The organism is Agrobacterium sp. M50-1 (assembly GCF_049843495.1).
GTDB classification, from domain to species: domain Bacteria; phylum Pseudomonadota; class Alphaproteobacteria; order Rhizobiales; family Rhizobiaceae; genus Agrobacterium; species Agrobacterium radiobacter.
In genome coordinates, this window is record NZ_JBBHZH010000003.1 from 573,697 (window position 1) to 586,008 (window position 12,312).

The 12,312-nt window shown below is 59.8% G+C and carries 15 protein-coding genes; 10 read left to right on the forward strand and 5 right to left on the reverse strand.

The annotated features are described in order from the left end of the window. The first annotated feature begins 52 nt into the window (after positions 1-52). From WDZ78_RS10290 to WDZ78_RS10305, 4 genes are all read left to right on the forward strand, one after another. Positions 53-1,846: an acetolactate synthase 3 large subunit gene (locus WDZ78_RS10290; RefSeq protein ID WP_425672947.1), complete on the forward strand. Its 1,794-nt coding sequence runs from the start codon at positions 53-55 to the stop codon at positions 1,844-1,846. Between the two features lie 19 nt (positions 1,847-1,865). After that, positions 1,866-2,438: an acetolactate synthase small subunit gene (gene ilvN, locus WDZ78_RS10295; RefSeq protein WP_425672948.1), complete on the forward strand. Its 573-nt coding sequence runs from the start codon at positions 1,866-1,868 to the stop codon at positions 2,436-2,438. A gap of 132 nt (positions 2,439-2,570) precedes the next feature. After that, entirely contained in the window at positions 2,571-2,939 is a 369-nt protein-coding gene (locus tag WDZ78_RS10300; RefSeq protein WP_026363425.1) for an ArsR/SmtB family transcription factor, read from the forward strand. Beyond that, a complete protein-coding gene (locus tag WDZ78_RS10305) occupies positions 2,932-3,462 on the forward strand; it encodes an SRPBCC family protein (RefSeq protein WP_020009344.1) in 531 nt (176 codons plus the stop codon). Before WDZ78_RS10300 ends, WDZ78_RS10305 begins: the two co-directional genes overlap by 8 nt. Positions 3,463-3,614: 152 nt before the next feature. Here the strand turns inward: WDZ78_RS10305 and WDZ78_RS10310 are convergent, their stop codons facing one another. Next, positions 3,615-4,460 carry an aldo/keto reductase gene (locus WDZ78_RS10310; protein WP_020009345.1) on the reverse strand — a complete coding sequence of 282 codons (846 nt, stop codon included), beginning with the start codon at positions 4,458-4,460 and terminating at the stop codon, positions 3,615-3,617. 164 nt (positions 4,461-4,624) lie between these two features. On the opposite strand from WDZ78_RS10310, the gene WDZ78_RS10315 reads away from it, so the two are divergent. Then, complete coding sequence (locus tag WDZ78_RS10315; RefSeq protein WP_026363426.1) at positions 4,625-5,218, forward strand: LysE family translocator; 594 nt, start codon at positions 4,625-4,627, stop codon at positions 5,216-5,218. Positions 5,219-5,224: 6 nt separating this feature from the next. Here WDZ78_RS10315 and WDZ78_RS10320 read toward each other — a convergent pair whose 3' ends face one another. From WDZ78_RS10320 to WDZ78_RS10330, 3 genes are read right to left on the reverse strand one after another with little or no spacing between them, the layout of a single operon-like run. Continuing rightward, positions 5,225-6,013, reverse strand: coding sequence for an anti-sigma factor family protein (locus WDZ78_RS10320; protein ID WP_425672949.1), 789 nt, complete (start codon positions 6,011-6,013; stop codon positions 5,225-5,227). After that, positions 6,010-6,567, reverse strand: a complete 558-nt coding sequence (locus tag WDZ78_RS10325) for an RNA polymerase sigma factor (protein WP_425672950.1) — start codon at positions 6,565-6,567, stop codon at positions 6,010-6,012. The genes WDZ78_RS10320 and WDZ78_RS10325 overlap by 4 nt, the downstream gene beginning before the upstream one ends. Further along, the gene (locus WDZ78_RS10330; RefSeq protein WP_081629446.1) at positions 6,551-6,931 is read right to left on the reverse strand and encodes a COG4315 family predicted lipoprotein; all 381 of its coding nucleotides are present in this window, start codon (positions 6,929-6,931) and stop codon (positions 6,551-6,553) included. Before WDZ78_RS10330 ends, WDZ78_RS10325 begins: the two co-directional genes overlap by 17 nt. 132 nt (positions 6,932-7,063) lie before the next feature. On the opposite strand from WDZ78_RS10330, the gene WDZ78_RS10335 reads away from it, so the two are divergent. The 3 genes from WDZ78_RS10335 to WDZ78_RS10345 all read left to right on the forward strand — a co-directional run bounded on the left by WDZ78_RS10335 (position 7,064) and on the right by WDZ78_RS10345 (position 9,109). Further along, positions 7,064-7,423 carry an ArsR/SmtB family transcription factor gene (locus tag WDZ78_RS10335; RefSeq protein ID WP_020009350.1) on the forward strand — a complete coding sequence of 120 codons (360 nt, stop codon included), beginning with the start codon at positions 7,064-7,066 and terminating at the stop codon, positions 7,421-7,423. Then, entirely contained in the window at positions 7,420-7,902 is a 483-nt protein-coding gene (locus tag WDZ78_RS10340) for an SRPBCC family protein (protein ID WP_020009351.1), read from the forward strand. The genes WDZ78_RS10335 and WDZ78_RS10340 overlap by 4 nt, the downstream gene beginning before the upstream one ends. A 79-nt stretch (positions 7,903-7,981) precedes the next feature. Next, entirely contained in the window at positions 7,982-9,109 is a 1,128-nt protein-coding gene (locus tag WDZ78_RS10345; protein WP_003507572.1) for an ATP-dependent DNA helicase, read from the forward strand. Positions 9,110-9,115: 6 nt separating this feature from the next. Here the strand turns inward: WDZ78_RS10345 and WDZ78_RS10350 are convergent, their stop codons facing one another. After that, positions 9,116-9,814, reverse strand: coding sequence for a MerR family transcriptional regulator (locus WDZ78_RS10350; protein WP_107675915.1), 699 nt, complete (start codon positions 9,812-9,814; stop codon positions 9,116-9,118). Between the two features lie 236 nt (positions 9,815-10,050). On the opposite strand from WDZ78_RS10350, the gene WDZ78_RS10355 reads away from it, so the two are divergent. Together WDZ78_RS10355 and WDZ78_RS10360 are read left to right on the forward strand one after the other, a co-directional pair. Next, complete coding sequence (locus WDZ78_RS10355) at positions 10,051-10,806, forward strand: pyridoxine 5'-phosphate synthase (protein WP_425672951.1); 756 nt, start codon at positions 10,051-10,053, stop codon at positions 10,804-10,806. 71 nt (positions 10,807-10,877) lie between these two features. Next, complete coding sequence (locus tag WDZ78_RS10360) at positions 10,878-12,143, forward strand: NAD(P)/FAD-dependent oxidoreductase (RefSeq protein ID WP_425672952.1); 1,266 nt, start codon at positions 10,878-10,880, stop codon at positions 12,141-12,143. The last annotated feature ends 169 nt before the right edge of the window (positions 12,144-12,312 follow it).

Sequence of the window (12,312 nt, forward strand, 5' to 3'; positions counted from 1 at the left end):
CAGGCCCTCGGGCTCCTCGATATCCAAAGCCAAAGCGGGATGGAAACAGGCAATGACGGATAAGGACAATACGGAAAGCAGCAATCGCATGACAGGTGCGGAGATCGTTCTGCAGGCGCTGAAGGACAATGGCGTCGAGCACATCTTCGGTTATCCCGGCGGTGCCGTACTTCCGATCTATGATGAGATTTTCCAGCAGGAAGACATCCAGCACATTCTCGTGCGCCATGAGCAGGGCGCTGGCCATGCGGCAGAAGGTTATGCCCGCTCCACCGGCAAGGTCGGCGTCATGCTCGTCACCTCAGGCCCCGGCGCCACCAATGCGGTCACCCCGCTGCAGGATGCGCTGATGGATTCCATCCCGCTCGTCTGCCTTTCCGGTCAGGTTCCGACATCGTTGATCGGCTCTGACGCTTTTCAGGAATGCGACACCGTCGGCATCACGCGCCCCTGCACCAAGCACAACTGGCTGGTAAAGGACGTCAACGAGCTGGCGGGCATCATCCATGAAGCCTTCCGCATCGCGCAGACGGGTCGTCCCGGCCCCGTCGTTGTCGATATTCCGAAGGACATCCAGTTCGCCACCGGCACCTATACGCCGCCTTCCGCCGCCATTCAGCAGAAGAGCTACAAGCCGAAGGTCCAGGGCGACCTCAATGCCATTCACGCGGCCATCGAACTGATGTCGAAGGCCAAGAAGCCGGTTTTCTACACCGGCGGCGGCGTCATCAATTCCGGCCCTGAGGCCACCCGTCTGCTGCGTGAACTGGTAGAGCTGACCGGTTTCCCAATCACGTCGACCCTGATGGGTCTCGGCGCCTATCCGGCTTCCGGCAAGAACTGGCTCGGCATGCTGGGCATGCACGGTTCCTACGAAGCCAATATGACGATGCATGATTGCGATGTCATGGTCTGCATCGGCGCGCGTTTCGACGACCGGATTACCGGCCGCATCAACGCGTTCTCGCCGAATTCCAAGAAGATTCACATCGACATCGATCCGTCCTCGATCAACAAGACGGTTCGCGTCGACGTGCCCGTTATCGGCGATGTCAGCCATGTTCTGGAAGATATGGTCCGCCTGTGGCGTGCCCTGCCGAAGAAGCCGGAGAAGGCGCAGACCGCCGACTGGTGGGCGCAGATCGAGCGCTGGCGCGCCCGCAATTCCTTCGCCTACAAGAACTCCAACGATGTCATCATGCCGCAATATGCATTGCAGCGGCTCTATGAGGCGTCGAAGGGGCGTGACACCTACATCACCACTGAAGTCGGCCAGCACCAGATGTGGGCGGCGCAGTTCTTCGGCTTCGAGGAGCCGAACCACTGGATGACGTCAGGCGGTCTCGGCACCATGGGTTACGGCCTGCCGGCGGCCATTGGCGTTCAGGTTGCGCACCCGGAAGCGCTGGTCATCGATATCGCCGGTGACGCCTCGATCCAGATGTGCATTCAGGAAATGTCCTGCGCCATCCAGTACGGCCTGCCGGTGAAGATCTTCATCCTCAACAACCAGTACATGGGCATGGTGCGCCAATGGCAGCAGCTACTGCATGGCAACCGACTGTCCAACTCCTATACCGAAGCCATGCCTGATTTCGTCAAGCTGGCGGAAGCCTATGGTGCGGTCGGCATGTATTGCGACGATCCCAAGGAATTGGACGAGAAGATCGCCGAGATGATTGCGGTCAACAAGCCGGTTATCTTCGATTGCCGCGTCGCCAATCTTGCCAATTGCTTCCCGATGATCCCGTCTGGTAAGGCTCATAACGAGATGCTGTTGCCGGATGAGGCGACGGATGAAGCTGTTGCCAACGCCATCGACGCCAAGGGCCGTCAGCTAGTCTGAGCCGGGAGAGGAAAAGGACATGAACGCACACCTACAACCCACCGGCTCCGCCTATTTCATCCAGAAGGAAACGGCCGCCGTCGAAAATCATACGCTGTCGGTTCTCGTCAATAACGAACCGGGTGTTCTCGCCCGGGTCATCGGCCTGTTTTCCGGCCGGGGTTACAACATCGAAAGCCTGACGGTTTCGGAAACCGAGCATGAGGCGCATCTGTCGCGTATCACGATCGTGACGCGCGGCACGCCGATCGTGCTGGAGCAGATCAAGGCGCAGCTTGAGCGCATCGTGCCGGTGCACCGGGTTCTTGATCTCACCGTCCGCGCCCGCGAACTCGGGCAGGAACGGCCGATCGAGCGCGAAGTGGCGCTCATCAAGGTCGCCGGTTCGGGCGAGGCCCGCGCCGAGACGCTTCGCCTTGCCGATGCGTTTCAGGCGAAAGTCGTGGATGCGACGGTTGAGCATTTCATCTTCGAAATCACTGGCAAGTCGTCAAAGATCGACCAGTTCGTGGCCATCATCAAGCCGCTGGGCCTGATCGAAATCTGCCGCACGGGTATTGCGGCGATGAATCGCGGTTCGCAGGGGATGTGATCTCCGTAGTTGGAGCAGATGCTGAAATATAAGCCCGCGGTTCGCCGCGGGTTTTTTTATGGCGTCATTCCGCTCGATCCAATATTCAACCGTATGGTTGACTTTCTGGATCGGCAGTCTATATTCAACAACATGGTTGAATTATCCGCTTCACATCTCGACACCGTCTTTCATGCCCTTGGCGACGCCACGCGACGCACGATGCTGCGCGATCTGTCCCGTGGCGAGCGCACGGTAAGCCAGCTGGCCCAACCGTTCGACATATCGCTCGCTGCGGCTTCAAAGCACATCAAGGCTCTGGAAAATGCCGGGCTTATCCGCCGCGAGGTGAGGGGGCGCACCCATGTCTGCCGCCTTTCGCCGGAACGGTTGGCGGAAGCGCATGAATGGCTGGATTTCTACCGGCAGTTCTGGGGCAGTCGCCTCGATATTCTTGAGCAGATGCTCAGGGAGGATGATCAGGGAAAAATCCCTGCAGATGGAGGAAATGACAATGGCTGATATTGCAATGCCTGACGCCTATGGCCGTCTCGTCGAGCCGACGACCCTGAAGATCGAACGGCTGCTGCCGGGACCGATCGACCGGGTCTGGGCCTATCTGACACAAAGCGAACTTCGCCGCCGCTGGCTGGCTTCCGGCGAAATGCGGCTTGCGCCCGATGCACCGTTCGAGCTGGTGTGGCGCAACGATGAGCTTTCCAATCCGCCCGGCAGGCGCCCGGAAGGCTTTTCCGAAGAAGACCGTATGGCTTCCCGCATCATTACCGTGGTCCCACCGCACCGTCTCGTCTTTAGTTGGGGCGAAGGTGGCGAGGTCTCGATCGAACTTCAGGCTCTTGGCAAGGATGTGCTGCTGACGCTGGTTCATCGCCGGCTGGCCGACAGGAGGACGAGGCTTGACGTCAGCGCTGGCTGGCATGTGCATCTCGACATTCTCGCCGCCCGTCTTCAGGAGAAGGAGCCGGGGCCGTTCTGGGATACATGGCTGGGACTGAAAGAAGAATATGAGCGGCGTATACCGTAACGGAGCGGTGCTTTTTTAGACACAACGGCGCGGCTTTCCGCGCCGTTTTTTCAAGTGCGGCCTGCCGTGGCGCTGGCACAATTGCTTTGCTCACATTCCGATTCAACTGCCTGATCGACAGATTCCGGACAGTCTCTTAACGTACTGTTATATCAAAGCATTTCCAGCGCGGTTCTGCGCGTCGGTGGCGGGAAGGCGGCATCGAGCGCCGCCCAGTCTTCATCGGTTATTTCAAGATCCGTCGCACCGCGGTTTTCCTCGACCCGTGCGATGCTGGCGGATTTCGGAATGGCGATGACGCCGTCCCTTTCCAGCAGAAAGGCGAGCGCCAGCTGGGCCGGGGTTGCCTGATAGGCCTTGGCGATGCGGATGAGTTCATGGTTCTTCAAAATGCGGCCCTGTTCGATGGGGGAATAGGCCATCAGCGGCACGCCATGCTCCTGGCACCACGGCAGCAGTGAAAATTCCGGCCCGCGTCGGGACAGGTTGTATAGCACCTGATTGGCGGCGCAGTTTTTGCCGTCAGGAACCGCGAAAAGCTCCTCCATGTCGTCGCTGTCGAAATTGGAGACGCCCCAGTCGCCGATCTTGCCGTCGCGCTTCAGCCTTTCGAAAGCCGCCACGGTTTCTGCAAGCGGGTGCTCGCCGCGCCAGTGCAGCAGATAGAGATTGATGTGGTCGGTGCCGAGCCTTGCAAGACTGCGCTCGCAGGCTTCCGCCGTGCCTTTGGCGCTGGCGTTCCAGGGATAGACCTTGCTGACCAGAAACACCTCGTCGCGACGGCCCGCGATTGCCGCGCCGACCACTTCCTCCGATCTGCCGTCCGCATACATTTCCGCCGTGTCGACCAGCGTCATGCCGAGATCGATCGCCTTGCGGATGCTTTCGACCTCCTGCGGCGCGGATGATCGCGTTTCCCCCATGTTCCAGGTGCCGAGGCCAAGGGCTGGAACCTCTTTTCCTGATGGCAAGGTGACGGAAGGAATGTCGTCATACATAGGTTTGCTCCAGCGGTTGGTGATTGGACAATAGCCCTTTGTTCCAACTTCTCAAACCCGGCATGGAAAGGATTGATCCATCAAAAAAATTGACCGCGCCCATCGATCCGGCGGGGTGGCTTGACGATGGTCCGACGGATAGGGTTTCTGCTCAAGGAGAAATCATGACTGCCGAAACCTTCGTCGCGCTGGTGCTGTTTGCCTTCACCACCTCCATCACGCCAGGCCCGAACAATATGATGCTGTTTGCGTCAGGCGTGAACTTCGGTTTCCGCCGTACCATCCCGCACATGCTGGGCATCGGCGCGGGGTTCCTGTCGCTGCTGATCGGGGTCGGCTTCGGTCTCGGCGCATTGCTGCATTCGGTGCCCGTTCTTTACACCGGCCTGAAATTCGCAGGTGGTCTCTATCTCGTCTGGATTGCATGGAAGATCGGTACTTCCCGCAGCCTCAGCGAAGGTTCTGCCGCATCGGCGCCGATGAGTTTCATTGCCGCCGCCGCCTTTCAGTGGGTCAATCCCAAGGCTTGGGTGATGGCGGTGACGGCGATGGCGACCTATACGGATGAGCGGCAATATTTCTTCACCGTCCTTGTCGTCGGCGTGGCCTTCGCCGCGGTCAATCTTCCCAGCGTTTCGACCTGGGCCGGCTTCGGCTCCGCCTTGCGCGACTGGCTCGCTGTGCCGGTCAGGCTCAAATGGTTCAATATCACCATGGCCGTGCTTCTCGTCATCAGCCTCTGGCCGATGTTGAAATAGCAGCCCTCACGTCGGAAACTGCCGATAACATTCCTCGGCGATCGCCTGCACCTCGTCGCGCGTCAGTTCGGCCGACACGGCGTAGCCCAGTTCATTGTCGATCCAGTAGAAGGTCTCGATGCCGTCGGCGCTGGCCATGCGGAAGCTGGTGGTGCGGTTTTCCTCGTTGTGTCCGATCAGCACCGTTACCCGGCGGCCGGTCTTGTCCTGATACATCAGCATCGCGCCCGGCTTGCCGCTGACGGGAATAAGACGCCCGCCGACGAGGTCATATCCGATCTTCGAGAGATCGGGGATGGTGAAGGGGTAACCGAGCCGCTTGCCGAGCCATGACGCGAGATGCTGCTGTTCTCCGGCGCCGACTTCAACGGGATGGCGCACCTCGCTCGCATAGATGAGATAGGCGGATTTCGCCTGTGCCGGAATATCCGTCGTCAGCGAAGCCAGGGTCACGTCCTGCGGCGTGGAAAAAGACGGCGGCAGAAGCCTGCCGGCTGCAGCACCCGCCACGAAGATCAAAAGGGCTGCGGCCGTTTGCAGGAGAATCGGTTTTGCCCGCCATGCGCGGTCCTTCTTTTGCGGGCTGAGCATCGAAGCGTCATGCGGATGTGCGGCGGCGTAGGAGGCGAAGGCATTGCGCAGAATGTCGGCCTGTTTTCTCCATTCCTCTATGCGGGCCTGCTCTTCCGGCCTTTCCGTCAGCCAGGCCTCGACAGCCGCGCGGTCATCGTCGGAAAGAAGCCCGTCGACATAGGCGTGCAGATCGTCTTCGGTTATGGCCTCTAGCCGTTTCATCGTGGTCTCCGCAGGGGTATGATATTATCCGCCGCCAGATGCTGGCGAAGGGTTTCGCGGGCGCGGGACAGTCTGGACATGACGGTGCCGAGCGGGATCGATAGTGTCTCGGCCGCCTCCTGATAGCTGTAGCCTTCCACCGTCACCAGCATCAACACGGCTCGCATGTCAGGCGAAAGAAGCGCGAGCGCGCCGTGCAGTCGGTCATTCTCCAGCGTATCGGAGAGCGTCTCCGTGCCAGCGATGCTCTCATGGCCGTCCAGGCTCTCGGACGGGTGACGTTTTTCGGCGCGGTGGCGGTTACGATAAAGATTCGTCATTATCGTATAAGCCCATGATTTCAAACCTGTTCCGCGCCATTGCCTTCGATTGGCCAGCGCCTTTTCCACGCAGTCCTGCAAGAGGTCCTCGCCATCGGCGTCGGAACGGGAAAGGCTGCGGGAATAACGGCGCAGCATGGGTATCAGCGCCAGCATCTCCGTTTCGAAGCTGCCGGCTGCGGGGGAGTGGCTCCCCCGCTTTTTGCCATTCATGCCATCAGGGTTTTGCGGCATCCCATACACCGTTCATACCGTCGCCGGTGGCGTCGCCTTTTTTCGTGTCCTTGACCCAGTAATAAAGCGGCATGCCATCCTTTGCCCACTGCATCTTGCCGTCCTTGCGCGTCACGAGGGAATAGGCGCCCTCGGCCTTGTCGCTGGCGGCTGCGAAAAACGGCGGCCAGTTCACCGCGCATTTGTCATAACAATTGGATACGCCCTTCTTGTCATTCTTGAAAGTGTAGAGCGTCATGCCTTTTTCGCCGGCAAGAACATTGCCTTTTTCGGTCTTGACCGTTTCGACCGCAGGGGCCGCATAGGCCGTTCCGGCAAAAGCCAGAACGAGGGCGGGAACGATAAAGCGGATCTTCATGGACATATCCTCCGTGGTTCGGGCGGCCTCTGCCGCCAGCACATCAAGAGACACCGCAAGCTGACGGATTATTCCCTGTCTCGGCGCATTTTTAAACTTATCCATTGAGCTAAGTGTTTTGATGTGATAGTTAGCCTTATGGAAAACTATTCAGATGCGCTCGATGATATCTTTCAGTCCCTTGCCGATCCGACCCGCAGGGCGGTGATCCTGAGACTGGGCGGCGGGGAGGCGAGCATAGGAACGCTGGCCGAACCCTTCGATATGGCCCTGCCATCCTTCATGAAACATATCCGCCAGCTGGAAGAGGCGGGGCTGATCGTGACGCGCAAGCAGGGGCGTGTCCGGTTCTGCTCCCTGGAGAAGCAGAGGTTTTCCATGCTCGATGGCTGGCTTTCGCAACAGCGCGCCATCTGGGAAGGCCGCACCGACCGGCTCGAACAATTCGTCATGGCACAACAGGACAGGATGTCCAGCAAAGGGGAGAATGACCGATGACCGAGACTTTCAATCCCGATCTCGACCTGAAGATTTCACGCATCATAAGGGCGCCGCGCCGGCTCGTCTGGAATGCCTGGACGGACAGGACCAGTCTTGAACAATGGTGGGTGCCGCATCCCGGCCAATGCCGTGTCGACCGCATGGAGCTTCATCCCGGCGGCGCCTTCGAAACGCGTTATAGCGAGGATGGCGCGGCCTTCGGTCCGCATGTCAACGGATGTTTCCTGGCGGTGGATCATGAGGAGCGCCTGGTTTTCACCGATGCGCTGACGGCGGGTTTTCGCCCCTCCGCCCAGCCGTTCCTCACGGCCGTGATGACGTTTCGCGATCACCCCGACGGCATGGAATATGTGGCCTATGCCATGCACAACAATCTTGAGGATCGCGACAGGCACGCGGAGATGGGGTTCTTCGACGGATGGAACACGGTTGCGGAACAACTGGCGCAGCTTGTCGAGAAGCAGGCGGCCCATTGAGGCCGTCATTCTCGTCAAGCGATTCATCTTTCGTTCTTTTTCTGTTGCGCACCACGCTCGAATCCTGCGATGAGGGCGCATGTTATTTTCACCGCAACAGGACGAAGCGCTCAAGGCTGTTTCCCGCTGGCTGAAGGAAGGCCGCACACCGGTTTTCCGGCTGTTCGGTTATGCCGGAACGGGCAAGACGACGCTTGCCAAACATTTCGCTGAAAATGTCGATGGCGAGGTGCTGTTTGCGGCCTTCACCGGCAAGGCGGCGCAGGTGCTGCGTTCGCGTGGCGCAACCAATGCCCGCACCATCCATTCGCTGATCTACCGCCCGCGCGGTGAAGAAACTGTCGAAGACGAGGAAACCGGCAAGACCTCGATCGCGCCGATGTTCTCCATCAACCGCCAGAGCCCGCTCGCCAAGGCGGCGCTCATCATCATCGATGAATGTTCGATGGTGGACGAGCAGCTCGGCAAGGACCTGATGAGCTTCGGCACGCCGATCCTCGTGCTCGGTGATCCCGGGCAGCTGCCGCCTGTTTCGGGCGGCGGCTTCTTTACCGAGCAGGAACCGGATTATCTGCTCTCGGAAATCCATCGTCAGGCCAAGGACAATCCGATCATCCATCTTGCCATGGATGTGCGGGAAGGCCGGGAGATCATGCGCGGTGACTATGGTTCCGCGCAGGTGATCTCCAAGTCAGAGGTGACGCAGTCGCTGGTGCTCGATGCCGATCAGGTGCTCGTCGGCACCAACCGTACCCGCCGTCGCTACAATCAGCGGCTTCGCGAGCTGAAGGGTTTTACCGCCGATTACCCGCAATCCGGCGATAAGCTGGTCTGCCTCCGGAATGATCCCGCCAAGGGCCTGCTGAACGGCTCGCTCTGGCAGGTGATGAGTTCTTCGCGCGAAACGGTGAAGCCCGGCATCAACCTGATGATCCGGCCCGAAGACGACGATATGGATCGCGGTGCGGCCAAGATAAAATTGCTGAAGGCGGCCTTCGAGGATGTGGAGACGGAAATTCCGTGGTCCACGCGCAAGCGCTATGACGAGTTCGATTTCGGCTATGCGCTGACCGTGCACAAGGCGCAGGGTTCGCAGTGGAACAACGTGGTTCTCTTCGATGAGAGCTATGCGTTCCGGGACTCGCGCGAGAGGTGGCTCTACACCGCCATCACCCGTGCGGCAGAGACCCTGACAATCGTTCGCTGATCGTGATCAGGCGCGGATGACGCCGAGAAGAACCGCCTTGGCGACCGCCTGAAAACGGTTGCTGGCATTGAACTTGCCGATGATCTTTGCCTCGAGAACATTGAGATCGGTGCCCGAAAGACCAAGGGCGCGGGCGAGGCGCACCGGCGCATAACCCTCCGCCATCAGTTCCAGACATTTTCGCTCGGTGTCGGTAAGGGCTATGTCCTTTGCCGGCGCCCGTTCCGCGCCATCCATGCCGTCCGCTTCCGCGTCGGCGACCAGCAGCTCCTCGATCTGCTGGGCCTGGCGCTGAAGGGTGGAAAGCTCGGCCGTCAGTTCCCGCTTCCGCTGCCGCAGTGCGGCGTGGAATATGTCGTCCGCCTCGCCCTGCGAGAGCGAACGGACGAATTTTTCCATGATCTCGGTAATGGCGGCGACGGAAATACCCACTTCGCGGCAGACGTTGATGACCGCCATGCGCTGGACGTTGCGGTGGGTATAGACCCGCATCTGGCCGATGCGCCTGGAAGTCAGCAGCGCCTTTTCCTCGTAGAAATGCAGCGTCCGGTGAGTTACCCCGAAGATATTGGCCATGTCGGCGATGGGGACGGGTTCCGCGGGCAGGGAGGAGGGCAGGCTTACATCCGGTAGAAAGCTGCTGATCCTTAGATTGGGTTTGTCCTCGTCGCCGTGACTGTCGAACGGCATCCGGCCATCCTGCATTGTCTCCCCCTTCGCGCTTTTTGACAGTGTGCCTGCCTTTTTAAAGGTGTCCGTTGCTTGTTCCCCCAAGACGGACATATTTTCCGATCAAGACCTCATGCCAAACGCTACATCAGAACCGTAACGTGTATTGCCTATTTTCGTTCCCGCAATAATAAAAAATTTGCCGGCCTCCTTGCGATTGGCCTCAACCTGCGTGAAACAGGATGTCAATTCCGAACCGGAGCCCCGATGTCATGCCCGCAAAACTTTCTGTCAATCTGAACGCAATTGCCATGTTACGCAACCGTCGCGATCTTCCGTGGCCGGATGTCGCGCATTTCGGGCATATTGCATTGGAGGCGGGGGCAAGCGGGCTGACTGTACACCCGCGGCCGGACCAGCGCCATATCCGCTTTTCCGATCTGCCGGTTCTGCGTGCGCTGATCGACGACCGTTTCCCCGGCGCGGAATTCAACATCGAAGGTTATCCGACCGAGGATTTCCTTGTCCTTTGCGAGAAGACGCAGCCGGAACAGGTGACGCTGGTGCCTGATGACCCGTCGCAGGCGACGTCCGACCATGGTTGGGACTTCCGCAAGCACGGCGTTTTCCTGAAGGACGTGGTAGGACGCCTGAAGGCTGGCGGCATGCGCGTCTCGCTTTTTGCCGATGGCGATGGCGAGCGTGAGCCGGTGGAGCTGGCGGCTGAAACGGGGGCGGCGCGCATCGAACTCTACACCGGCCCCTATGGCGGCTGTTATGACGATCCGCAAGAGGGCGACGCGCTTCTTGAAAAGCTCGGACAGACGGCGGACCATGCGAGAGCGCTCGGGCTTGCTGTCAATGCCGGCCATGACCTGACCGTCGAAAACCTACCAAAGCTGATGAAACGTATCCCTTATCTGGCCGAGGTTTCCATCGGTCACGGGTTGACGGCGGATGCGCTGGAATATGGCATGGCTGAAACGGTCCGGCGTTTTTGCCGTGCCTGCGGTCAGGCTATTTCATAACCAAAGTCAATTTTTTTGCCTATAGTTAGCTGGCGCATGCTCCGTGCGCGAGCTTTTGAAGGCAGAGACATATGCAAGAACATCATGTTGTCGTCGTGGGTGGAGGCTTCGGCGGTTTGCAACTGGTACACGGGCTGGAGGGGATCCCTGTCCTCATCACATTGATCGACCGTCGCAATCACCACCTGTTCCAGCCGTTGCTTTATCAGGTTGCGACGACGGATCTCGCGACATCCGAAATCGCCTGGCCGATCCGCCATCTCTATCGTGACCGCAAGGAGGTCACGACCCTGCTTGCGGAGGTGAATGGCATAGACCGGGCCGCGCGGACCGTGCATTTGAGTTCTGGTCAGGTGATCGGCTTCGATACGCTGGTGCTGGCCACCGGCGCGCGCCACGCCTATTTTGGCCGTGACGAGTGGGAGCGGTCCGCCCCCGGCCTCAAGACGCTTGAAGATGCAACGACAATTCGCCGCCGCCTGCTGCTGGCCTTCGAACGCGCCGAACTGGCGACCAGTGAAGAGGAACGCCAGGCGCTGCTGACCTTTGTCATCATCGGCGCAGGCCCGACGGGCGTGGAAATGGCGGGCATGATCGCCGAGCTTGCCCACAAGGCGCTGCCGCCGGAATTCCGCAATGTGGATACCCGCAAGACGCGGGTATTGCTCGTCGAGGCCGGCCCTCGCGTCCTGCCGGTCTTCACGGAAGATCTTTCAGCCTATGCCAAAGAGGCGCTCGAAAAGCTCGGCGTCGAGGTTCTGCTCGGAACACCCGTGACGGCCTGCAGCGACGAGGGTGTGACGGTGGGCGAGACCTATTATCCCTGCCGCACCGTTGTCTGGGCCGCCGGCGTGCAGGCATCGCCCGCTGCGAAGTGGCTCAATGCCGCCGCCGACAGGGCGGGACGCGCCATCGTCGGGCCGCATCTCAATCTGGAAGACGACGGCAATATCTTCGTCATCGGTGATACGGCCGCCGTCAATCAGGAGAACGGCAAGCCGGTGCCGGGCATCGCGCCTGCGGCAAAGCAGCAGGGCGCTTATGTGGCGAAGGTCATCAAGGCGCGGCTTTCCGGCCAGCCGTTACCATCACCGTTCCGCTACAGCCACCAGGGCAATCTGGCGACCATAGGCAAACGTGCGGCGGTGATCGATTTCGGCCGGTTCAAGCTCAAGGGCGTGCTGGCATGGTGGATCTGGGGGCTTGCCCATATCTACTTCCTGATTGGAACGCGCTCAAGGCTTGCGGTGGCGTGGAGCTGGCTGTGGATCTATCTGAGCGGCCAGCACAGTGCGCGGCTGATTACCCAGAAAGAGACGCTGAAGGATGAGGCGTGAGGCGCAGGCGGAAAGGGCGGGGAGCCCGCGCCGCTTCTTGTCCTTAGGGTGACAACCCCTCCGTCGTCATGCTCGGCACTGTCCCGATCATCTGCACAAGGCCGAGGATGACTTGCGTGGAAGGAGAGGTTTGCCCCAATCAAAAGGCGGGAAGCAATTGCTCCCCGCC

What these genes read in the sequence shown, in the direction of transcription:
- ilvN (WP_425672948.1), top strand. Translation starts at nt 1,866, where the DNA reads ATGAACGCACACCTACAACCCACCGGCTCCGCCTATTTCATCCAGAAG.
- WDZ78_RS10330 (WP_081629446.1), bottom strand. Translation starts at nt 6,931, where the DNA reads ATGTCCATGAAGATCCGCTTTATCGTTCCCGCCCTCGTTCTGGCTTTT.
- WDZ78_RS10355 (WP_425672951.1), top strand. Translation starts at nt 10,051, where the DNA reads ATGCCCGCAAAACTTTCTGTCAATCTGAACGCAATTGCCATGTTACGC.
- WDZ78_RS10325 (WP_425672950.1), bottom strand. Translation starts at nt 6,567, where the DNA reads ATGCCGCAAAACCCTGATGGCATGAATGGCAAAAAGCGGGGGAGCCAC.
- WDZ78_RS10345 (WP_003507572.1), top strand. Translation starts at nt 7,982, where the DNA reads ATGTTATTTTCACCGCAACAGGACGAAGCGCTCAAGGCTGTTTCCCGC.
- WDZ78_RS10320 (WP_425672949.1), bottom strand. Translation starts at nt 6,013, where the DNA reads ATGAAACGGCTAGAGGCCATAACCGAAGACGATCTGCACGCCTATGTC.
- WDZ78_RS10290 (WP_425672947.1), top strand. Translation starts at nt 53, where the DNA reads ATGACGGATAAGGACAATACGGAAAGCAGCAATCGCATGACAGGTGCG.
- WDZ78_RS10360 (WP_425672952.1), top strand. Translation starts at nt 10,878, where the DNA reads ATGCAAGAACATCATGTTGTCGTCGTGGGTGGAGGCTTCGGCGGTTTG.
- WDZ78_RS10315 (WP_026363426.1), top strand. Translation starts at nt 4,625, where the DNA reads ATGACTGCCGAAACCTTCGTCGCGCTGGTGCTGTTTGCCTTCACCACC.
- WDZ78_RS10335 (WP_020009350.1), top strand. Translation starts at nt 7,064, where the DNA reads ATGGAAAACTATTCAGATGCGCTCGATGATATCTTTCAGTCCCTTGCC.
- WDZ78_RS10340 (WP_020009351.1), top strand. Translation starts at nt 7,420, where the DNA reads ATGACCGAGACTTTCAATCCCGATCTCGACCTGAAGATTTCACGCATC.
- WDZ78_RS10350 (WP_107675915.1), bottom strand. Translation starts at nt 9,814, where the DNA reads ATGCAGGATGGCCGGATGCCGTTCGACAGTCACGGCGACGAGGACAAA.
- WDZ78_RS10310 (WP_020009345.1), bottom strand. Translation starts at nt 4,460, where the DNA reads ATGTATGACGACATTCCTTCCGTCACCTTGCCATCAGGAAAAGAGGTT.
- WDZ78_RS10305 (WP_020009344.1), top strand. Translation starts at nt 2,932, where the DNA reads ATGGCTGATATTGCAATGCCTGACGCCTATGGCCGTCTCGTCGAGCCG.
- WDZ78_RS10300 (WP_026363425.1), top strand. Translation starts at nt 2,571, where the DNA reads ATGGTTGAATTATCCGCTTCACATCTCGACACCGTCTTTCATGCCCTT.